Source organism: Streptomyces tailanensis, assembly GCF_008386495.1.
In the GTDB taxonomy this organism is placed as follows: Bacteria; Actinomycetota; Actinomycetes; order Streptomycetales; family Streptomycetaceae; genus Streptomyces; species Streptomyces tailanensis.
On record NZ_VTHJ01000002.1, the window covers coordinates 339,552 to 360,593 of the forward strand.

Annotated in this window: 20 protein-coding genes and 2 pseudogenes; 18 read left to right on the forward strand and 4 right to left on the reverse strand. The window is 70.1% G+C overall.

All coding sequences use genetic code 11. The annotated features are described in order from the left end of the window. Window positions 1–72 precede the first annotated feature (72 nt). The 4 genes from F3T56_RS03390 (at window position 73) to adh (ending at window position 5,290) form a co-directional block, all read left to right on the forward strand. The gene (locus F3T56_RS03390; RefSeq protein ID WP_149823132.1) at window positions 73–1,281 is read left to right on the forward strand and encodes an ROK family transcriptional regulator; all 1,209 of its coding nucleotides are present in this window, start codon (window positions 73–75) and stop codon (window positions 1,279–1,281) included. A 246-nt stretch (window positions 1,282–1,527) separates the two neighbouring features. Then, window positions 1,528–2,127, forward strand: a complete 600-nt coding sequence (locus F3T56_RS03395) for an N-acetylmuramoyl-L-alanine amidase (RefSeq protein WP_149823133.1) — start codon at window positions 1,528–1,530, stop codon at window positions 2,125–2,127. Window positions 2,128–2,276: 149 nt separating this feature from the next. Then, window positions 2,277–3,593 (forward strand): GAF domain-containing protein, encoded by a 1,317-nt coding sequence (locus F3T56_RS03400; protein WP_172638785.1) that lies wholly within the window; start codon window positions 2,277–2,279, stop codon window positions 3,591–3,593. Between the two features lie 173 nt (window positions 3,594–3,766). Then, window positions 3,767–5,290, forward strand: coding sequence for an aldehyde dehydrogenase (gene adh, locus F3T56_RS03405; protein ID WP_149823134.1), 1,524 nt, complete (start codon window positions 3,767–3,769; stop codon window positions 5,288–5,290). Window positions 5,291–5,451: 161 nt separating this feature from the next. On the opposite strand, the gene F3T56_RS03410 is transcribed toward adh, so the two are convergent. The 4 genes and pseudogenes from F3T56_RS03410 to F3T56_RS03425 all read right to left on the reverse strand — a co-directional run bounded on the left by F3T56_RS03410 (window position 5,452) and on the right by F3T56_RS03425 (window position 8,514). Further along, complete coding sequence (locus F3T56_RS03410; protein ID WP_149823135.1) at window positions 5,452–5,604, reverse strand: integrase; 153 nt, start codon at window positions 5,602–5,604, stop codon at window positions 5,452–5,454. Between the two features lie 43 nt (window positions 5,605–5,647). After that, window positions 5,648–5,929, reverse strand: a pseudogene (locus tag F3T56_RS03415) (transposase); the annotation flags it as partial. 96 nt (window positions 5,930–6,025) lie between these two features. Continuing rightward, entirely contained in the window at window positions 6,026–7,606 is a 1,581-nt protein-coding gene (gene paaZ / locus F3T56_RS03420) for a phenylacetic acid degradation bifunctional protein PaaZ (RefSeq protein ID WP_149823136.1), read from the reverse strand. Window positions 7,607–7,653: 47 nt separating this feature from the next. Further along, complete coding sequence (locus F3T56_RS03425) at window positions 7,654–8,514, reverse strand: VOC family protein (RefSeq protein ID WP_149823137.1); 861 nt, start codon at window positions 8,512–8,514, stop codon at window positions 7,654–7,656. A gap of 81 nt (window positions 8,515–8,595) precedes the next feature. Here F3T56_RS03425 and F3T56_RS03430 point away from each other — a divergent pair, with 81 nt between their 5' ends. From F3T56_RS03430 to F3T56_RS49230, 14 genes and pseudogenes are all read left to right on the forward strand, one after another. Next, window positions 8,596–9,189: a carboxymuconolactone decarboxylase family protein gene (locus tag F3T56_RS03430; protein WP_149823138.1), complete on the forward strand. Its 594-nt coding sequence runs from the start codon at window positions 8,596–8,598 to the stop codon at window positions 9,187–9,189. Continuing rightward, the gene (locus tag F3T56_RS03435) at window positions 9,186–10,034 is read left to right on the forward strand and encodes a fumarylacetoacetate hydrolase family protein (protein ID WP_149823139.1); all 849 of its coding nucleotides are present in this window, start codon (window positions 9,186–9,188) and stop codon (window positions 10,032–10,034) included. Before F3T56_RS03430 ends, F3T56_RS03435 begins: the two co-directional genes overlap by 4 nt. A 35-nt stretch (window positions 10,035–10,069) precedes the next feature. Then, window positions 10,070–10,612, forward strand: coding sequence for a MarR family winged helix-turn-helix transcriptional regulator (locus F3T56_RS03440; protein WP_246203377.1), 543 nt, complete (start codon window positions 10,070–10,072; stop codon window positions 10,610–10,612). Window positions 10,613–10,778: 166 nt separating this feature from the next. Next, complete coding sequence (locus F3T56_RS03445; protein WP_149823140.1) at window positions 10,779–11,309, forward strand: cupin domain-containing protein; 531 nt, start codon at window positions 10,779–10,781, stop codon at window positions 11,307–11,309. An 8-nt stretch (window positions 11,310–11,317) separates the two neighbouring features. Further along, window positions 11,318–12,502 (forward strand): cytochrome P450, encoded by a 1,185-nt coding sequence (locus tag F3T56_RS03450; protein WP_172638786.1) that lies wholly within the window; start codon window positions 11,318–11,320, stop codon window positions 12,500–12,502. A 62-nt stretch (window positions 12,503–12,564) separates the two neighbouring features. Continuing rightward, window positions 12,565–12,888 carry a 2Fe-2S iron-sulfur cluster-binding protein gene (locus tag F3T56_RS03455; RefSeq protein ID WP_149823142.1) on the forward strand — a complete coding sequence of 108 codons (324 nt, stop codon included), beginning with the start codon at window positions 12,565–12,567 and terminating at the stop codon, window positions 12,886–12,888. Next, on the forward strand, window positions 12,885–14,141 hold the full coding sequence (locus tag F3T56_RS03460) for an NAD(P)/FAD-dependent oxidoreductase (RefSeq protein ID WP_149823143.1): 1,257 nt from the start codon (window positions 12,885–12,887) through the stop codon (window positions 14,139–14,141). The genes F3T56_RS03455 and F3T56_RS03460 overlap by 4 nt, the downstream gene beginning before the upstream one ends. Further along, window positions 14,138–15,628 (forward strand): class I adenylate-forming enzyme family protein, encoded by a 1,491-nt coding sequence (locus tag F3T56_RS03465; protein ID WP_149823144.1) that lies wholly within the window; start codon window positions 14,138–14,140, stop codon window positions 15,626–15,628. Before F3T56_RS03460 ends, F3T56_RS03465 begins: the two co-directional genes overlap by 4 nt. A 247-nt stretch (window positions 15,629–15,875) precedes the next feature. Next, on the forward strand, window positions 15,876–16,994 hold the full coding sequence (locus F3T56_RS03470) for an alcohol dehydrogenase catalytic domain-containing protein (protein WP_149823145.1): 1,119 nt from the start codon (window positions 15,876–15,878) through the stop codon (window positions 16,992–16,994). A gap of 124 nt (window positions 16,995–17,118) precedes the next feature. Continuing rightward, entirely contained in the window at window positions 17,119–18,309 is a 1,191-nt protein-coding gene (locus F3T56_RS03475; protein WP_149823146.1) for an acyl-CoA dehydrogenase family protein, read from the forward strand. After that, window positions 18,306–19,199 carry a 3-hydroxybutyryl-CoA dehydrogenase gene (locus tag F3T56_RS03480; protein ID WP_281291797.1) on the forward strand — a complete coding sequence of 298 codons (894 nt, stop codon included), beginning with the start codon at window positions 18,306–18,308 and terminating at the stop codon, window positions 19,197–19,199. The genes F3T56_RS03475 and F3T56_RS03480 overlap by 4 nt, the downstream gene beginning before the upstream one ends. Window positions 19,200–19,202: 3 nt before the next feature. Further along, window positions 19,203–19,812: pseudogene (locus F3T56_RS03485) on the forward strand (alcohol dehydrogenase catalytic domain-containing protein); the annotation flags it as partial. A 270-nt stretch (window positions 19,813–20,082) separates the two neighbouring features. Further along, window positions 20,083–20,541: a hypothetical protein gene (locus F3T56_RS45985; RefSeq protein WP_172638769.1), complete on the forward strand. Its 459-nt coding sequence runs from the start codon at window positions 20,083–20,085 to the stop codon at window positions 20,539–20,541. Window positions 20,542–20,833: 292 nt separating this feature from the next. Next, window positions 20,834–20,959, forward strand: a complete 126-nt coding sequence (locus F3T56_RS49230; protein ID WP_281291798.1) for a hypothetical protein — start codon at window positions 20,834–20,836, stop codon at window positions 20,957–20,959. The last annotated feature ends 83 nt before the right edge of the window (window positions 20,960–21,042 follow it).

Genomic DNA, 21,042 nt, shown 5'->3' on the forward strand with positions numbered 1-21,042 from the left:
CGTGGGGAAAGCCGGTTCCGGCATGATCTACGGGACACCCGCCACGACACACCGACGGGAACCGAGGGAGGCATGACCGCACCGCTGCACGAGGCGCACCCGAGCAGTCCCGGGCGCGGGCTGCCCGACACCCAGCAGGGGATGCGCCGCCGCAACCTCTCCCGGGTCATGCACACCCTCAACGCCGAGGGGCCGCTGTCGCGTGCCGCGGTCGCCTCGCACATAGGTCTGACCCGGGCCGCCGTGTCGACGCTGGTGGACGAGCTGATCCGCTCGGGGCTCCTGGAAGAGCTGGGTCCCGAGCGGCCCGGACGGGTCGGGCGACCAGGCTCGGCGCTCGCTCTCAGCGGACGTGGTCCCGCCGGCATCGGCGCGGAGATCGGCGTCGACCATTTCGCGGTCTGTGCCGTGGACCTGCGCGGTGAGGTACGGGCGCGGGCGGTGCGGCACGGCACCAACCGCGGCCGGTCGCCCGAGCCGGTCATCCACGAGCTGACCGCGCTCGTACGGCGGGTCGTCGCCGAGGCGGAGGGCGAGGGTCTGTGGCCGGCGGGCCTCGCGGTCGCCGTGCCCGGACTCGTGGCGAGCGACGCCCGGACCGTGGTCCGCGCCCCCAACCTCGACTGGCACGACATCGACCTCGGCGCCCTGCTGCCGGGCGATCTGCCGCTGACGGTGGACAACGAGGCCAACTTCGGCGGCCTCGCCGAGCTCTGGCTCGGCGAGGGGACGCCGTCCGACTTCCTGCATGTCTCCGCGGAGATCGGCATCGGTGGCGCGGTGGTCGTGGACGGCCGACTGCTCCGCGGAACCCGGGGTTTTGCAGGCGAGTTGGGCCATGTGCCCGTGCGTCCGGAGGGGCCCGCATGCGCCTGCGGTGGGCGTGGCTGTCTGGAGCAGTACGCCGGTGAGGAGGCCGTGTTCCGGGCAGCCGGGCTGGAACCAGGCGAGGACCGTGTCGAGTTGCTCGCCGAGCGAGCCGCCGCCGGTGACAAGGACGTATGCCGGGCGCTGAACGGTGCCGGTACGGCGCTCGGCATCGCGCTGACCGGCGCGGTCAATCTGCTGGACCCCGAGACCGTGGTGCTGGGCGGCGCGTTGGCCGGTCTCGCGCCCTGGCTGCTTCCGTCACTGGAGCGGGAGTTGTCCCGGCGCACGGCCGGACCCGCCTGCGCGGTGACCGTGTCGCGGCTGGGCTCCGAAGGGCCGCTGCTGGGGGCAGCGCATTCAGTGGTACGGGCGGTGCTGGACGACCCGGCGACGGTCGGGGTACGGCCGTAGCCGCCTGCCGGGAGAGTCGACTTCTCAACTCACAGGACCGCAGGCTCACTTACCTCTTGTGGGTGACGGAGTTATCCACAATGGGCTGGTTTTCCACTGATCTCCACGCCCTCCGACGGCTCGATCGGCGTTCGCCGTACGGTGATTCACGCGAGGCGCAGCCATTCAACCTGCGATTGCGTCTTCGAAACAGGACAACTCGCCAGCCAGGACAACTCACCAGCCACTCAGGGAAAGGCGGACTTCATGGAGCGAGCCAGATCGTCGCCGAGCAGGCGGCGGATGTTGCAGGGCGCGGCCCTCGCCGCGATCCCTTATGCGTTGCTGCCGAGCCCTAGGGCCGGTGCTCAGTCCGCGGCCGTCGACTACGCGCACGCCGGATGGGAGCCGGCGAGCCCCGCCAACTACACCACGGCCGAGCGTCCGACGAGCCACTCGGTCGACCTGGTGATCATCCATGTGACGCAGACGACGTACAAGAACACCTTGCCCGTCTTCTGGAACCCAGCGAAGCAGGTCTCCGCGCACTACGTCCTCCGGTCGGCCGACGGGCGGGTCACCCAGTGCGTCCGTGAGCGCGACATCGCCTGGCACGCGGGCAACTGGGACTACAACGCGCGCAGCATCGGCATCGAGCACGAGGGCTGGGTGGACCGGCCCGAGTACTTCACCGGTGCCATGTACGAACAGTCGGCGGCGCTCACCGCGGCGATCTGCGAGACATACGGCATACCCAAGGACCGTGCCCACATCATCGGTCACCACGAGGTGCCGGGCACCGACCACACCGACCCCGGGCCGCACTGGGACTGGGCGCGCTACATACGTCTGGTCAACGCCGTCTGAGGCGGGGAGCGGGACGGCGGACACCAGTGGTGCGGCCGAGCAACGCGGGCGATGTCGCGCGGCTTGTCGGGGCAGGGGTCCGGCGGTGACGATGGTCCTTGCCGCGGATACCTTGCGAAGGTCTCGCGGATGTCTGTCGGGAGGCCGAGTTGACCGATCCATGGGTGGCTCTGGAGCCGGGAGCCGACCCCGTCGAGCGGGTGCGGGTGCTGCGCCGTGCCCATGAGGCGTTCACCCAGGGCGGCCCGGTGGCGCGGCCGGTCCGTTCCGTGGTGGCCGACTCGTGGCGGCGTTCGGCCAAGGCGGGTGTCGGGCCGGAGGGCACCGCGTGTGTGGAGCTGACGGACGGCGACCTCGGTGCCTATCGCGCGGAGCATCCGCTGGCCAGGGTGATGCCGTTGGTCCGCGAGTTGCTGGGCACGTTCGCGGCGGACGGCGAACATCTGCTGGCCGTGTGCGACGCGCAGGGCAGGCTGCTGTGGGTGGAGGGCGATCCGGCGACCAGACGGCGGGCGGACCGGATGAACTTCGTGCCGGGAGCGCGCTGGGCGGAGTCCGCGGTCGGCACGAACGCGCCGGGGACCGCGGTCGCCCTGGACCGGCCCGTGCAGGTGTTCGCGGCCGAGCACTTCATACGGCGGGTGCAGCCCTGGACGTGCGCGGCGGCGCCGGTGCACGATCCGCGCACCGGGCGGGTGCTCGGCGCGATCGACATCACCGGCGGCGACGGACTGGCGCATCCGCACAGCCTCGGCTTCGTGCAAGCGGTGGCGCGGGCCGCCGAGTCGCAACTGGCGTTGCTCGAACCGCCGGGGGCCACGGCCGACGGTATCGAGCTCACCGCCCTCGGCCGAGACGAGGCCCAACTCCTCGTCGGCGGAAGCAAGGTCAGGCTCAGTCGGCGGCACAGCGAGATCCTGGTGCTGCTCGCCCGGCACCCGGAGGGGCTGTCCGGCGACGAGTTGCTCTGCGCGCTGTACGAGGACGAGTCGGTGACGCCGGTGACACTGCGGGCCGAGCTGGCCCGGCTGCGCCGACTGCTCGGGGCGGGTCTGCTGGGGTCGCGTCCGTACCGGCTCATGGTTCCGGTGGAGTCCGATGTCGCTGTGGTGGAGAGGAGGTTGGAGACGGGTGCGGTCATGTCGGCCGTGACGGCGTACGGGGGGCCGTTGCTGCCCGGTTCGCAGGCCCCGGCCGTAGTACGGCTACGGCACCGGCTCTCCGACGGACTGCGCACGGCGCTCATAGCCCGCCGCGACCCCGACCTCCTGGCTGACTGGGCCCACGCTCCCTGGGGCGAGGACGACCTCGACGTATGGCAGGCCCTGGCCGCCGTACGCCCGACGGCGGCCGTACGGGCAAGGCTGCGTGAACTGGAGGCGGAGCTGACGGCACCGCCGGGGTGGGAGCGAGGTGGGCGAGGGCTGCGGCGGGCGTCGCCCGGCTCGCAGGGCCTCGGCGGGTAGTCCGCGCGACGCCGGGTGCGGCGGCCGTGGCGGTGTGCGGCCGTACCGGAGGGGCAGTGTGTGGTCGTACCGAAGAGATGGGGTGCCGCAACGTCGTTGCAACATTCGGGTTTCTAGCCTCCTCACGAGAGCTGCCCAATGGCGGGTGGCGCTTCTTGGGAGGCAGGTATTCCATGACCCGTTTCGCAGCGCCCGGTACGGATGGCGCGGTCGTCTCCTACGAGGCGCGGTACGACCACTTCATCGGGGGTGAGTACGTGCCGCCGGCGCGGGGGCAGTACTTCGAGAACCCGAGTCCGGTGAACGGTTTGCCGTTCACCGAGGTGGCGCGGGGCACGAGCGAGGATGTGGAGCGGGCGTTGGACGCGGCGCACGCTGCCGCGCCCGGTTGGGGTCGTACCTCGGTGACCGAGCGTTCGGACATTCTGCGGAAGATCGCCGATCGGATGGAGGCGAACCTGGAGAAGCTGGCGGTCGCGGAGAGCTGGGAGAACGGCAAGCCGGTGCGTGAGACGCTGGCCGCCGACATTCCGCTGGCGATCGACCACTTCCGGTACTTCGCGGGCGTGGTCCGCGCGCAGGAGGGTTCGCTGGCGGAGCTCGACGACGACACGGTGGCGTACCACTTCCACGAGCCGCTCGGGGTGGTCGCCCAGATCATTCCGTGGAACTTCCCGATCCTCATGGCGACCTGGAAGCTGGCGCCGGCGCTGGCGGCGGGCAACGCGGTCGTGCTCAAGCCGGCCGAGCAGACTCCGACGTCGATCCATGTCTGGCTGAGCCTGGTCGCGGACCTGCTGCCGCCGGGTGTGGTGAACATCGTCAACGGGTTCGGGGTGGAGGCGGGCAAGCCGCTGGCGTCGAGTTCGCGGGTGGCGAAGGTGGCGTTCACGGGTGAGACGACGACGGGGCGGCTGATCATGCAGTACGCCTCGGAGAACATCACGCCGGTGACGCTCGAACTCGGCGGCAAGTCCCCGAACATCTTCTTCGACGACGTGTGGTCGGCGAACGACGACTTCCGTGACAAGGCCCTCGAAGGCTTCACGATGTTCGCGCTCAACCAGGGCGAGGTGTGCACCTGTCCGTCGCGGGCGCTGGTGCAGCGCGGCAACTACGCCGAGTTCATGGAGGCGGCCGTCGCCCGGACCGAGCAGATCAAGACCGGGCACCCGCTGGATACCGACACCATGATCGGCGCCCAGGCCTCCAACGACCAGTTGGAGAAGATCCTCTCCTACCTGGACATCGGCCGGCAGGAGGGCGCCAAGGTCCTCACCGGTGGTGAACGCATCGAACACGACGGCGAGTTGAAGGGCGGTTACTACGTCCAGCCGACGATCTTCGAGGGCGACAACCGGATGCGGATCTTCCAGGAGGAGATCTTCGGACCGGTCGTGTCCGTCACGTCGTTCAACGACTTCGACGACGCGATCAAAATCGCCAACGACACGCTGTACGGTCTCGGGGCGGGCGTCTGGACGCGGGACGCCAACACCGCCTACCGCGCGGGCCGTTCCATCCAGGCGGGCCGCGTCTGGACGAACTGCTACCACGCGTACCCCGCCCACGCGGCATTCGGCGGCTACAAGGGCTCGGGCATCGGCCGCGAGACCCACAAGATGATGCTGGACCACTATCAGCAGACCAAGAACCTTCTGGTGTCGTATTCGCCGAAGAAGCTGGGCTTCTTCTAGAGGCACGAGAAAAGGCGCCTGACCTGGGCTTTTGACCGTCAGGCGCCTTCCTCTCGGCCCGCCCGGAGCAAGGACCGACTTACGTCATAGCTCCCAGTTCCTCCCACCACTGTCCCGCTCCTGACCAGTACTTCCGGACCAGTCACGGACCAAACCCCGTCTCACCCTTCAGACTCCGTGCCCTGGCTGACGCGGTCCCACTCCTGCATGGACTGCTCGATGAGGCGGTTGGCCTGCTCTCGGACGCCGTCCAGGAACTTGGCGTAGTGGCGGAAGAGGACCTCAATGCTCTGGCCCGCGCGAGGGTGTGTCAACTTAACGGCTCTGTCTCACATTCGGTGGTGACGGAGCGTGCCGCTATCCGAGGAGGATGCGGTGGCGAAGGAGGGTGAAGCCTGCTCGTCCGTGCATCTGGCGCGCGATCCGCTTGGTCTTGGTGTTGACGCCCTCGGTGGGGCCGTTGCTGTACGGAAGCGGGAGCGCGGCGATCACGGTGTCGAGGTCCCGCTCCAGGCCCCGGGTGAAGGCGTGCAGGTGAGGCAGATCGACTGCGCGGACCTGGACGATCCAGCGCGAGAGTGCGTCGGCATTTCCTGCGCAAGGCGTCAGGAGTTCGGCGAAGCCCCGCCCGTTGGATGCCCCCGGCGGCTGCGGTCAGGCGCAGCCTGTCGTACGGAAAGAACGCAGTGCCACAGGTGCTCGAAGAGCAACGCCTGCGGAAGCCGACCACGACGATCACAGGGATTCGACCGCCGGGGAAGGCGGCGCGGGGTACAGCGTGTTGAGCAGCCGTGGCGAGGCCTGGAGTGCCGTTCGCTGCATCAGATCGACGACGCCGCGGGTGCCCGCCATCTCCGATCCTGCGCCGGCGCGACCGGGTCCGCCGTGTCTCAGGGCGGGCAGTGGTGATCCGTGCCCGGTTGTCTGCGCCATGTTCGTCGAGTCCAGCAGGTGGAGCCGTCCGTGCCAGGGGGCCACGTCCTGGAGGAAGGCGGTGGTCCAGGAGAGGTCGTCGCCGACGACGGAGGCGGCGAGGCTACCCCGACCGCGCACCACCAGGTTCGTCGCGTGGGCCGTGTCGCGGTACGCCAGCACGGTCGCGGCCGGGCCGAACGGTTCCACCGCGTGAGGGGCGGAAGCGTCCGGGTCCGCGGAGATAAGGAGGGTGTCCAGGAACGCCCCCCGCTCGGGGTCGGCGTCCACCACACGCACCTGTTCGGGGTCGCCGTGCACGAAGCGTCCGGACTTGGCGATCTGCCGCGCCGCCTGTCGTACGTCGTCGCGCTGGGCGAGGCTGACGACGGCCCCCATCCGCACGCCCTCCGCTGCGGGGTTGCCGATGGTCACCCCGGCGAGTTCGGAGGCGATCGCGTCGAGCGCTGCGGCCTCGTGCTCGCGGGGGACGAGGACGCGACGGATCGCGGTGCACTTCTGGCCCGCCTTGACCGTCATCTCGGTCACCACCTCGCGCACGAACGCCTCGAACAGGGGTGATCCCGGGGTGACGTCGGGGGCCAGCACGATGGCGTTGACGGAGTCGGCCTCGGCGTTGAAGCGGACGGAGCGGGCCACCAGGTTGGGGTGTGTGCGCAGCGTTGCAGCCGTGGCGGCGGAGCCGGTGAAGGAGAGGACGTCCTGCTCGCCGAGCAGGCCGAGTGCCGGGCGTACCGAGCCGACGACCATCTGCAGGGCTCCGGGCGGCAGGGCGCCGGCGTCGGTGACGATGCGGACCAGGTGCTCGGTGAGGTATGCGGTCGGGGTGGCCGGCTTCACCACACTGGGCATGCCCGCCAGCACCGCCTGGGCGAGCTTCTCCAGCGGCGCCCACACCGGGAAGTTGAAGGCGTTCACCTGGAGCATCAAACCCGGGGAGGGGGTGACGAGGTGGACGCCCAGGAAGTCTTCGCCGCGGGCGAGGCGTTCGGCGGGGCCTTCCACCAGGTGGGGTGCGTCCGGCAGTTCGGTGCGGGCGCGGGCGGCGTAGTCGCGCAGGACGCGGATGCCGCCGTCGACGTCGTAGCGGGCGTCGTTGAAGGTGGCGCCGGCGCGGGTCGAGAGGGCGTACAGCTCTTCGCGGCGGGCGCGGACGGCCGTGGCGACAGCGTCCAGGAGGTCGGCCCGCCGATGGAAGCTCAGCGCGCGCAGTGTGGGGCCGCCTGCGCGGCGCGCGTGGTCGAACGCGCCCGCGAGGTCGAGGCCTTGGGAGGAGACGCGGCAGACCGTCTTGCCGGTGACGGCGTCGTGCACGTCAACTGCCGTTGATTCGGCGGCAGATGGCACCACCCAGGTGTCCTGCAGATAGCTCTCGAGAAGCATGGGATACGGCCCGCCTTCTTTCAGGGGTCGAGGGACACGAAGTCGGACTACGAGACCGGGTGGTGGCCCCAGATGTCGGCCGTGTACGTACGGCTGACCCACGTGCTCTCGTCGACCTGCACTCCGCCCGCGCCGACCTCGATGCCGAAGCCGGCCGGCGAGGTCATGTAGAACGAGAACATTCCGTCGTTGGCGTGCTTGCCGAGTGTCGCCATGAGCGGTACGTCGTGCTCACGCGTCCGGTCGAGGGCGCGGCCGACCTCCTCCGGGCTGGTCACCTCGCACAGGATGTGGTGCGTTCCCTCGTTCTTGTACGACCGGATGAAGGCGATGCTGTGGTGCCGCGGGTTGCAGCCCAGGAAGTAGAACGTGCCCCAGGGGTAGTCGGCGGTGTCACTGAGCCGGAAGCCCAGGACGTCGCAGTAGAAGTCCACCGCCTTCTGGACGTGCGGGGTCTTCATGACGACGTGCCCGAGCCCCTGCTCGCCGGTCACGAAGTCGACGCCCAGCGGTGAGACGAACTGGCTGGGGGCGAGGCGGCGGCCGCAGAACAGCTCGGTGCGTATGCCGAGCGGGCCGGTGAAGTGCACCATGCGGGCCACCTGGCGGTCCCGGCACTCCTCGTCCGTGCCGGCGGTGACGTCGACGCCGGCCTCCTTGAGCCGCACGGTCATCTCGTCGATCGCGGCCGAGTCGCGGACCTCCCAGCCGATGACCGTCACACCGCCGGTCTCCGCCTCGGTCAGCCACATGCGGAACGGGTGCTGGTCCATACGCAGGCGGTGGCGCGCGAAGTCACTGGGCTCCCCCGGCTCGACCGCGAGGCCTATCACTGTCCGGGCGTACTCCGCCCATGCATCCGGGTCGGGCGCACCGATGCCCACGTACCCAAGGCTCTGGATCGTCATGACGAAGACGATATTTGTTAGACCCTTGACGGTCAAGGCACTGACTAATACGTTGACGCCATCGAGCCGAGGAGGTCCCCGATGTCGGGAGTAGTGCCCGAGAAGGCCCGCCTGCAGCCCGTCGACGAGGGCGAGCTGCACGAGAAGACACTGGCGTCGCTGGCGCCGTACCGCGATCAGGACGGGCGGGTCTACACGATCTGGGCGACCCTGGCCCACCACGAGGACGCGCTGCGCCGCTTCATCGTCTTCGGCAACCACGTGCTGGGGAAGAACACCCTGCCGCTGCAGTCCCGGGAGCTGATGATCCTGCGGATCGCCGCCCGGGCGCGGGCCGCGTACGAGTGGGACCAGCATGTCCGGATCGCCCGCCGCGCCGGGCTCACCGAGGACACGATCCTGGCCGCCGCGACCGGCGACTGGGACGGACTGGACGAGCTGGACCGGGTGCTGCTCACCGCCACCGACTCACTCCTCGACCGCCAGGGCGTCGACGACGAGCTGTGGGAACGGCTGACGGCCCACCTCGGCACCGAGCAGGTCATCGACGTCCTCTACACCGTCGGCCAGTACCTGACCATCGCCACCGTCATCAACACCCTCGGGGTCCAGGTCGAGGGCGACCTCGCACTGCCCCTGCCCGAACCGACCGAGAAGAAGGAAGAAGCCGCATGAAGCTCGCCAACCTCGCCGGCCGCCCGGTGGTCGTCCGCGACGACCTCGCCCTCGACATCGCGGACGCCAGCAAGGGAGCGATCGAGCCGCGCCTTGAGGTGCTCTCCGACCTCTCCCTCCACGACGAGCTGCGCGCCCTCGCCGAGCGGGCCGAGGAGCCGGACTGGAAGCCGTTCGAGCAGCCTGACCTGGGCCGGGTCGCCAAGCCCTACAAGGCGATCGGCGTCGCCCTGAACTACCGCGCGCACGCCGAGGAGTCCGACCTGCCCGTCCCGGACGAGCCGTCGGTGTTCGCCAAGTTCGCCTCGTCCGTGGTGGGACCGTACGACTCCATCGTGGTGGAGGCGCAGTACGACAAGGTCGACTTCGAGGCCGAGCTCGTGGTGGTCATGGGACGGACCGGCAAGAACATCCCCGAGGCCGACGCCTGGTCCTACGTGGCGGGTGTCACCGCGGGTCAGGACATCAGCGACCGCAAGGAGCAGTGGCGCAAGCCGATCAACCAGTTCACGCTGCCGAAGTCGTACGACACCTTCAGCCCGATCGGCCCGTACCTGGTCACGGTCGACGAGTTCGAGGACCCGAACGACATCGAGGTGGCGGGGTGGGTCGACGACCTGGAGGTACAGCGGGGCCGGACCTCGGACCTCATCTTCAGCGTGCCCGAGCTGATCGCCTGGCTGTCGAAGCGGGTGACGTTCGAGCCCGGGGACCTGATCTTCACCGGCACCCCCGCAGGCTGCGGGGTCCGCCGCACTCCTCGGCTCTACCTGACCGAGGGTAAGGTCCTGCGGACCGAGGTCACGGGCGTCGGCACTATGGTCAACCCGGTCATCGGCGGCTGACTGCGGTCCGGTCGGACCAGAGAGGGCGGGAGAACGTGACGGACACCGTTGGAGAAGCGGAAGCCACAAGTCTGCACCGGACCCGGGAGTTCTCGGAGCTGCTGCGCCACCACCATCGCGAGCTGGGCACCACCGATCCGCGGGATCTCGACGCGATCGAGATGGTCACCGACCTCACCCGCCTCGAAGCCCGGCTCACCAAGGACTTCGAGAAGCACGTCCACCGGCCGCTCGGTCTGACCTGGGCGGGATTCCGCATCCTGAACGCTCTGTGGGCCTACGACGGGCTCGCCCAGCAGGACATCGGCCGGGTCTCCGGGTCCACGCGCGCCAGCATCTCCAGCGCGCTGACGACCCTGGAGAACCGCGGCCTCGTCACTCGCCGGCGCGACGAGACCGACCGCCGCCAGCTGATCGTCGAGCTCACCGAGGAGGGTCGCGAGACGCTGCGGAAGGCGATCGAGGCCCAGACCCTGCGGGAGCGGGCATGGACCGCCGTCCTGCGCGACGACCAGCTCGGTGAGCTGGTTCACCTGCTGCGGACCCTGGTCAATCAGGAGACCCCGGCCGCAGACTGAACGACCGCGCCCGGCCCCTCGGCGACTGCCCGAAGCCCGTGGTGACGCCACCTTTCAAATTCGTAAGAACTTTGACTGTCACACCTCTGTCGAATATCTCCTAAGTGCTTTAACGTTCAGCCACCTTCACCTGACGCCCCCGTTCGGTTTCTCAAGGGAGAGAATCATGGTCCGTCGTGTCGTCACCGGTGTCAGCCCGAGCGGCAAGCCCGTGATCATCAGTGACGGCGAGCCGCCGCGCACCCGTCAGTACACCCACACCCCCGGCTTCGCCCGGTCCGTGGTGTGGAACACGGCGGCGCCCGCCGTTCCGTCGGCCGACCCGACGGAGTCCCTGAAGTCGTTCGTGCCCGCCCCCGGCGAGACGATAGCCCTGACCGTCACCTTCCCGCCGGCCAGTGTCTACGCCGACCCGGCCTGGGACCCGGCGGCCGCCGCCGACGAGCAGTTGGAGGCCACCCCGGGTCTGGCGGAGCTGTTCGAGCCCGACAACCCGGGCATGCACACCACGCCCACCGTGGACTACGGCGTCGTCCTGAGCGGTGAGATCGTCCTCGACCTCGACGGCGGTGAGGTCGCCACGCTGGGGCCCGGCGACCTGGTCGTGCAGAACGCCACCCGGCACGCCTGGCGCAACCCCGGCACCGAGCCCGCCACGGTCTTCTTCGTCCTGATGGGCGCCGGCGGCACCGCATGAGCGCCCTGATGGCCGCTGCCCCGGGTGCACCCGTCGTCGAGCTGGATCTCGCCGAGCTGCGCGACGACCCGTACCCGGCCTACACGGAGCTGCGCCGCACCGCCCCGCTTGCGTGGGTGCCGGCGGTCGGACGGCATCTGCTGACCCGGTACGAGGACATCGTCCACGCGGAGAAGCTGCCGGAGGTGTTCAGCTCCCGCGAGGAGGGCTCGCTGCTGCTGCGCACAGTCGGCTCCAATCTGCTCCGTGAGGACGACCCGGAGCACCGGCGGCTCCGGGCCGCGGCCGAGCCGCCGACCCGCCCCCGCCAGGTCCGCGACCTGTGGGCGGGGACCTTCGAACGCAACGCGCACAACCTGCTCGACCGGATCGCCGGGCGCGGCGAGGGTGACCTGATCGGCGACTTCGCCGAGCCGCTCGCGGCGGCCAACCTGGCCGTGGTCCTGGGGCTGCGCAACGCGAGCGCCGGCGACATCTCCGACTGGTCGCGGGCGATGATGGCGGCGAACGGCAACTACGCCGACGACCACGACATCTGGCTGCGTGCCGAGCAGGCCACCCGGGCCATCGAGGACGCGGTGGCCGAGATGGCCGAGGCCGCCCGCCGCGAGCCCGACGGCTCGGTGATCTCCTCCATGGTCCACGCGGCCGATCCGGTGGAGCTGACCGAGATCCAGAACAACATCAAGGTCATCATCGGCGGCGGCGTCAACGAACCGCGCGACGTCTTCGGGGTCGGCGCCCAGGCACTGCTGCGACGCCCGGACGTACGGGACCGGGTCGTGGCCGATCCGGGGCTCTGGAAGCGGGTCTTCGAGGAGACCGCCCGCTGGATCTCCCCGATCGGCATGTATCCGCGCCAGCTCAGCCAGGACTACGAGATCGCGGGCGTCGCTCTTCCCGCCGGGAGCCGCGTGGCCCTCGTCATCGCCTCGGGGAACCGGGACGAGTCGGTCTTCGAACGGGCCGATGCGTTCGACATCGACCGGCCGCACCGGCCGCATCTCGCCTTCGGGGGCGGTCCGCACTTCTGCATGGGCGCGTGGGTCGCGCGCCACGAGGTCAGCGCGCTCGCCTGGCCCCTCCTCTTCAGCCGCCTCAAGGGACTCCGCCTCGTCGAAGGCGCGGAGGACCGCATGGAGGGCTGGGTGTTCCGGGGACTCACCTCGCTGAACGTCACCTGGCAAGCCTGAGCCCCGCCGGGGCCCTGAGAGCCCTGCGGAGCCACTAGAGCCGTCCCCACCGGGAGGACTTCATGCCCATCGTCATCTTCGAGTTGCCCGACGGCACCCAACGCAAGGTAACCGCCGATGCCGGGACGGTTCTCATGCAGGCGGCCGTGTCGAACGGCGTCGACGGCATCGTCGCGGAGTGCGGAGGAAACGCCTCCTGCGCCACCTGCCACGTCTACGTCGACGAACGGCACGGCGAACTGGTGGGGCCGCCGAACGACGTCGAGGACGAGATGCTGGACTTCACCGCCGCCGAACGCCGGCCCACCAGCCGGCTCAGCTGCCAGGTCCAGGTCTCCGACGCACTCGACGGGCTGGTCGTCCACATCCCCGAGGAGCAGGTATGAGCGCCCCCGGCGCAGGCTCGGGTGTGGTCGTCGTCGGGGGCGGACAGGCCGGGTTCAGCGTCGTCCAGGCCCTGCGCGGCGCCGGGTACGAGGGCCCTGTCACCGTCTTCACCGACGAGCCCCGGCTGCCGTACCAACGGCCCCCACTGTCCAAGAAGGCCCACACCGAACCGGAGGGCCTGGGCGTCGACCTGGTGCCGGAGACCTTCTACCGCGAGCGGGACATCGATCTGCGGCTCGGCGAGTACGTCGCCGCCATCGACACGGCGGCCTGCGCGGTGACCACCGGCTCGGGCGAGCGCGTCCCGTACGAGCACCTCGTCCTGGCGACCGGCGCGCGCAACCGTCCGCTGCCCGTCCCCGGCGCCGAGTTGTCGGGCGTCCACGCGCTGCGCTCCCTCGACGACGCACTCGCGATCGGCCGGGCGCTGACGACGGCCCGTGACGTGGTGGTCGTGGGCGGCGGGTTCATCGGACTGGAACTGGCCCAGGTCGCCCGGGCACGCGGAGCAAACGTGACGGTGGTCGAACTGGCCGACCGGCTGCTCAGCCGCGCCGTCTCGCCTCAACTCCAGGAGCATCTGCGGCAGCGGCACGAGCGCGACGGCATCCGGATCCACACCGGAACGGCCGTCGAACGGATCGAGGGCAAGGGCGGGCAGGTCTGCCAGGTCCTCACTGGCCAGGGTCCGCTCCCCGCCGACCTCGTGGTCTACGGCATCGGGGCCGCGCCCAGGGACGAACTGGCCCGCGACGCAGGTCTGGCGGTCGACGACGGGGTCGTCGTGGACGAGCAGCTGCGCTCGGTCTCCGATCCCCGGGTCTTTGCCGTGGGCGACTGCGCCCGGCATCCGCATCCGCATGCAGACGGCCTGGTCCGGCTGGAATCCGTGCAGAACGCCATCGACCAGGGAGCGCTCGTCGGCCGCCGTATCGCCGGGGGCGCCGCCGGGCCGTACGAGAGCCTGCCGTGGTTCTGGAGCGACCAGGGTCCGGTGAAGCTGCAGATCGCTGGGTTGCGGGCGAGCACCGACGAGGTGCGGGTGGTGCCCGGTGACACCCCGGAACGGCTGGCCGCGTACGCCTTCCGCGACGAGCGGCTGGTGGCCGTGGAGACACTGAACTGGCCCGCCGAGCATCTCGCGGCCCGTCGGCTGCTCCAGCAGGACCCGCCCGTCTCTCCCGCCGACCTCGCGGGGGCCACCCTCGGCGCACTCGCCCGCGCCCGCCGTACGAAGGAGGTGCGCGCATGACCGGAGACTCCACCGAGGTGTGGTTCGGCGCCCACCTCGTGACGAGCGCGGCCGAGGCCGGCTCGCGGACCGCCCTGGTTTTCGCGGACAGGTCCTGGACCTACGCCGAGCTGGATCTGGCCGTGCGGCGCACGGTCGCCCGTCTCGACAAGTTCGGGGTGCGCAGGGGCGACCGGGTCGTGATGCAGGGGACGGCCCGGCCCGAGGCGCTGATCACGCTGTTCGCCGTGACACGGATGGGCGCGGTCCTCGTACCAGTCCATCCCCAGGTGACCGATGGCGAGTTGGCGGTGTTCCGCGAGGAGACCGCGCCGCGTGCGGTGGTCGGCGACGAGCGCTTCCTGAACGCTGGGCCCGGCGACGGCGGTGGTACGTGCTTCCGGCTGACTTGGGACGATCTGCACCCCGACGACGAGACGTCGGCGCCGGCCCCCGATCCCGAGCCGCCCGCCGGATCCGATGTCGCGATCATCGCGTTCACGTCCGGGACCTCCGGCCGCCCCAAAGGCGTCGCGCTCACGCACGACAACCTGCGCTGGAGCATGGTCAACGGCCTGTCCCTGCTGCCGGTCGGCGAGGACGATGTCGCCCTCGTCTCCACGCCGCTGGCGCACGTGGCCGTACTGGGCGGGCTTCCGCAGTACACCTGGGCGCGGCGCGGAACGGTGGTGCTGGCGCCGAGGTTCGACCCGGACCTGTTCACCGACCTGGTCCGTGACCACCGGGTGACCTGCGCGTTCGCGGTGCCCGCCATGGCCGCGCTTCTGGCCCGGCATCCCCGCTTCACCAGCGGCGATCTGGACTCGCTGCGGTGGATCCTGTCCGGCGGGGCACCGGCCCAGGCGGCGACCCGGGCGCAGCTCCATCAGCGCGGTATCGGGGTCGCCGACTCCTACGGGCTGACGGAGACCTGTGCCGGGGTGACGTACTCACCGCTCGACACGGCGGCCGCTGTCGCGGGGCGTGCCGTGCCCCATGTCGAGCTGCTGGTCGTGGACGGGGCGGGGGCGCCCGCCCCGGCGGGTGTCGCCGGTGAGATCTGGGTGCGCGGGCCGTCGGTCACCTCGCACTACTGGACGGCGACCGGGCTGCGGCCCGCCACCGACGACGAGGGCTGGTTCCACAGCGGCGACCGGGGACGGGTCGACGCCGAGGGCCGGCTGGAAGTCGTCGGCCGGGTCAAGGACACCATCATCACCGGCGGCGAGAACGTCGACCCCGCCGAGGTCGAAAACGCGCTGGCCGACCTTCCGGGCGTGGTCGAGGCCGCGGTGTCCGGGACGCCGGACGAGGTGTGGGGCGAGGTCGTGACCGCGTTCCTCGTCTCCGACTCGGGCGAACCGACGCTCGACGACGTCCGCGCACACCTCGACGGACGGCTGGCCCGCCACAAGTGGCCCCGCCGCCTCTGCGTCGTCCCGGCACTGCCCCGAGGGGCGACCGGGAAACTCCAGCGGCAGCGGCTGACGACGCTGCTGGACGACTGAGATCACGCACGCCGTACGGGCGGTCCGTCCGGACCGCCGGGCGACCGATCACGCCGTACGACGACGGCAACCCCGTACTGACGGCACCGGTGGTGCGGTTCGAAAGCCCACCGCAGAACCGCGTCTCCCAGAGCTCCACACCCCAGAGAGCCCCACGTATCCCGCCCCCCACACACATCCACATCCCCGACCCATGAGATGGGGGCCGGCTCCACCGGCGACATCTCCACACCACGAAGGAGTGGCCATGAGTGCGACCATGCGAGCCGCGCGGATGCACCAAGTCGGCGAGCCCATGCTGATCGAGGAACTCCCCGTTCCCGAGCCGGGCCCCGGCGACGTCCGGGTGGCCGTGCACGCCGTCAACATCGTCCCGAACCTCGCCAACATCCTGAGCATGTGGACCACGTGGTTCCCGCACAGCCCCCTGCCCACGCTCCCGGCGATCTTCGGGCTCGACCCGGCCGGTGTGGTCGAGGCGGTCGGCGAGGGAGTCCAGGGCTGGAAGGTCGGCGACCGGGTGTACGTCAACCCGGGCCGCAGCTGCGGGTCCTGTCGGTCCTGCCGCAACAACGACTCGATCAACTGCGCCAGCTACGCCTTCGCCGGGTACTTCGGTTTCTCCCCCACCGCGATCGACCTCCTCGACCGCTACCAGGGCGGCCTCGCCGAGTACATGGTCGCCCCGGCCTACTCCCTGGTGAAGCTCCCCGACAACCTGTCCTTCAACGCCGCCGCCCGCTTCGGCTACCTCGGCACCATGTACTCCGCCCTCCGCAAGGCCGGCGCCGGTCCGGGCAAGTCGGTCCTGGTCAACGGCATCAGCGGCACCCTCGGCATCGGCGCCGCCCTGCTCGCGCCCGCCATGGGCCTGACCGAGGTGTACGGCACCGGCCGCGACCAGGGCCTCCTCGACCAGGTCGACAAACTGGGCGGCGGCCGACTGCACCTGCACTCCCTCAACGACGGCCCGCTGGACGACTGGATCCACCAGGAGACCGACAACTACGGCGTCGACATCTACATCGACGCCCTCGGCCCCGGCGCCCCGCACGAGACCTTCCTGGCCGGCATGCGGGCAATGGCCCGCGGCGGCATCGCGGTGAACATCGGCGCCGTCGCCGGTGACCTGCCGATCGACATCCACCGCATGATGGACCAGCAGCTGCGGCTCATCGGCTCGGCGTGGTTCACCTCCGGCGAGGGCCAGACCATGGCCGACATGGTGGAGGCGGGCTTGCTCGACCTGAGCCCGCTGGAGCACCAGGTCATCCCGCTGGAGCAGGTCAACGAGGCCATCAGCGGCATCGCGGAGCGCAACGGCGGCTTCAGCAACTTCATCATCAGCCCGACGGCGACGTCCTGATCCCTATGGCCGGGGGTCGTCGGCCAACTCCCCCTCAGGACCGGCGGCCCCCATCCCCATCCCCCTTCACCTCTGCTCTCCCCTCGTCTCGTCTCTCCTCGCTTCTCTTCGCTTTGGAGCCCCGATGCACGCGCAGAACTCCGGCCGTCCGGCCGACCCCCTCGACCTTCTGGAGATTGACAGCCTGCTGACCCCGGACGAGCACGCCGTGCGCGACGCCGTACGCACCTTCTGCGACCGGCGCGTGGAACCGCACATCGCCGAGTGGTTCGAGCGGGGCGCGGTCGAGGACATCCGCGGACTCACCAAGGAACTCGGCGAGCTGGGCCTTCTGGGCATGCACCTGGAGGGCTACGGCTGTGCCGGTATGAGCGCGATCGACTACGGCCTCGCCTGTCTCGAACTGGAGGCAACCGACTCCGGTCTGCGTTCGCTCGTCTCGGTCCAGGGTTCGCTCGCCATGTACGCGATCTGGGCGTTCGGGTCGGAGGAGCACAAGGAGGAGTGGCTGCCCCGGCTCGCGGCCGGCACCGCCATCGGTTGCTTCGGCCTCACCGAGCCCGACTCGGGGTCCGACCCGGGCAGCATGCGCACCGCCGCCCGTCGCGACGGCGACGACTGGATCCTCGACGGCCGCAAGATGTGGATCACCAACGGGTCGGTCGCCGACGTGGCGGTGGTCTGGGCCCGCACCGACGACGGCGTCCGCGGCTTCGTCATGCCCACCGACACCCCCGGTTTCTCGGCTCCGGCCATCAAGCACAAGTTGTCGCTGCGGGCGTCGGTGACGAGCGAGCTGGTCCTGGACTCCGTACGCCTCCCTGGAAACGCCGTTCTGCCGGAGGTGCGAGGGCTGAAGGGACCGCTGTCCTGCCTCAACGAGGCCCGGTACGGCATCGCCTGGGGCGCCATGGGCGCCGCCCGCTCGTCGTTCCGGGCGGCCCTGGCCTACGCGGGCGACCGGGTGCAGTTCGGCCGCCCGATCAGTGGCTTCCAGCTGACGCAGGCCAAGCTGACCGACATGGCCATCGAGCTTGCCAAGGGCACGCTGCTCGCCTTCCACCTCGGCCGGGCCAAGGACGACCGCGGGCTGCGCCCCGAGCAGGTCAGCTTCGGCAAGCTCAACAACACCCGCAGCGCGCTGGAGATCTGCCGGACTGCCCGCACCATCCTGGGCGCGAACGGCATCTCGCTGGAGTACCCGGTGATCCGGCACGCCAACAACCTCGAGTCGATCCTCACCTACGAAGGCACCGTCGAGATGCACACGCTGATGATCGGCCAGGCGCTGACGGGGCAGGCGGCCTTCCGGTGAGCGCCGGGCCGGGCTCGGACGTGCGCGGGGTCGGCGTCGTCGGTTGCGGCCTGATGGGCGCGGGCATCGCCGAGGTCTGCGCCCGGGCCGGCTTGGACGTCGTGGTGCACGAGGTGAACGCGGAGGCGGCGAAGGCCGGTCGGTCCCGGATCGCCGCCTCGCTCGACCGGGGCGTACGGCGCGGCAAGCTCACCGGTGAGGAGCGCGACGCCGCGCTGGGCAGGGTGCGGGTCACCTCCGACCTCGTAGACCTGTCCGACCGGGACCTGGTGGTGGAGGCGGCGACCGAGGACGAGGCAGTGAAGCTCGACCTGTTCGCCGCCCTCGACCGCACCGTCGTACGCGAGGACGCGCTGCTCGCGTCGAACACCTCCTCGCTGCCCATCATGAAACTGGGCACGGCCACCACGCGCCCGCACCAGGTGATCGGGGTGCACTTCTTCAATCCGGTCCCGGTCCTCGGCCTCGTGGAGATCGTGCCGTCCCTGCTGACGAGCCCTCAAACCCAGGCCCGGGCACAGGGGTTCGTGACGGGCACGCTCGGCAAGCAGGTGATCCGCTCCCAGGACCGGGCGGGCTTCGTGGTCAACGCCTTGCTGGTGCCGTACCTGCTCTCCGCGATCCGGATGCTGGAGTCCGGCTTCGCCTCCGCGGAGGACATCGACACGGGCATGGTCCTCGGCTGCGCCCACCCCCTGGGCCCGCTGAGCCTGGCCGACCTGATCGGCCTGGACACCCTCGCGGCGATCGCCGACGCCATGTACGCCGACTTCAAGGAGCCCTTGCACGCCGCACCTCCGTTGCTGTTGCGCATGGTGGAGGCCGGACTGCTTGGCCGGAAGTCGGGGCGCGGCTTCCACGACTACTCGGAATCCCAGAAAGGCAGTTGACCCATGGCGCAAGAAGTACGCGGCGTGATCGCAGCGGGCAGGGACGAACCGGTGCGGGTGGAGACGATCGTGGTGCCCGATCCGGGCCCGGGCGAGGCCGTGGTACAGGTGCAGGCATGCGGGGTGTGTCACACCGATCTGCACTACAAACAGGGCGGCATCAGCGACGACTTCCCGTTCCTGCTGGGCCACGAGGCGGCGGGCGTGGTGGAGTCGGTCGGCGAGGGGGTCACCGACGTCGAGCCAGGAGACTTCGTCATCCTGAACTGGCGGGCATTGTGCGGGAATTGCCGGGCCTGTCTGCGCGGCCGGCCCTGGTACTGCTTCAACACGCACAACGCCACGCAGCAGATGGCCCTGGCCTCGACCGGCCAGGAACTCTCCCCGGCACTCGGTATCGGCGCCTTCGCGGAGAAGACGCTGGTCGCGGCCGGGCAGTGCACCAAGGTCGACCCGTCGGTCGCCCCGCAGGTCGCCGGACTGCTGGGCTGCGGCGTGATGGCCGGAATCGGTGCCGCAATCAACACCGGGAAAGTCGGCCGGGGCGAACCTGTCCGGGGCGGCGAAGATCATCGCCGTCGACATCGACGACCGCAAACTGGCCACAGCCCGCACCACCGCGGGTGACGCGAGGGGGCCAGGCACCGCCGCCACAGCCAACGAGTTGCCGCCCAGCCCCAAAGGCCGGAGTTCAACGCTGCGTATTCAGCACCAAGCCTGCACGTCAAGCCACCCCGAATCACGCACCCCTGACACCGTCTGTCCTGCCGCCGATCGAGCGCCTGGTCCGGATTTTGAGAGGCAGAGGTGGAGGCCACGCTCACACTCCGGCCCCGAACTATGTTGTCCCACCACATGTGCGCCTGACCTGCGGATTCCTACGATGTTCCGACACGAACCCGTCCCCACCGCACACAAGGAAGCGGCGCACCTGGCCTCGGCAGCAACCGCTCCACCGACGCCGAACAACCTCAAGCGCGTCGTCACCGTAAGCCTCATCGGCACCACCATCGAGTGGTGCGACTTCTTCCGCATGTGCTCGCCGCGAGGCACCTACTCGCCCTCGATGAAAATCGCAGACTCCATCTTGCACAGCAGCTCAGCAACTCGGCATATCGCCCCCGTCGGCTGCGCCCTGGGTCATGTCCCGCCATGTGGTGTAGCAGCGATCAAGGTGAAGCTGCAGGTCGCGCCCCCATCGGCCCGCCCCGCCGCCACCGCCGGCCTGACTGCCCGTCAGGCGACGGCGGCCGCCGTCGTGGAACCCGCGGGCCCGGCCTCGATGAAGGCCGAGCCCATACCGGCGTCGCAGCGTCGCAGCGTCGCGGGCAGGGCGCACTGACGCAGCGTCAGGTCAGCTCAATGGGCCGCCACGCGAACCAGGCCCGCGAGCTGCGCTTTCACCATGATCGCTGCTACACCACTCGGCGGGACACTATCGCGCCCTGCATCGCGAAGTCCCGCTGGTACACCCACGAGGAGTAGGCCACGCCCCGGGCCCAGTGCACAACCAGTGCACATTGAGCCGGAAACTCCTGGGGAATCCCGGGAAGTTCAGCACAGGCGGTGCCAGCAGAGCCGCCTCCGGTCCTGTCAGCAGCTCCCTCAGGCAGGATCCGGACCAGCCACGGGCCATGGTGTTACAGAAAGGCCCTCACTTACGCCATCCGCGCAGGTCAACGAGTGTGCGCCACCTGTACCACCAGCAGACGAAGAACCTGCTGGTGTCGTACTCGCCGAAGAAGCTGGGCTTCTTCTAGACGCAGAAAATGGGCGCCTGACCAGGGAAGATACCCGTCAGGCGCCCATTTCCGGGTGCACCTGGATCACGAGCCGACATTCG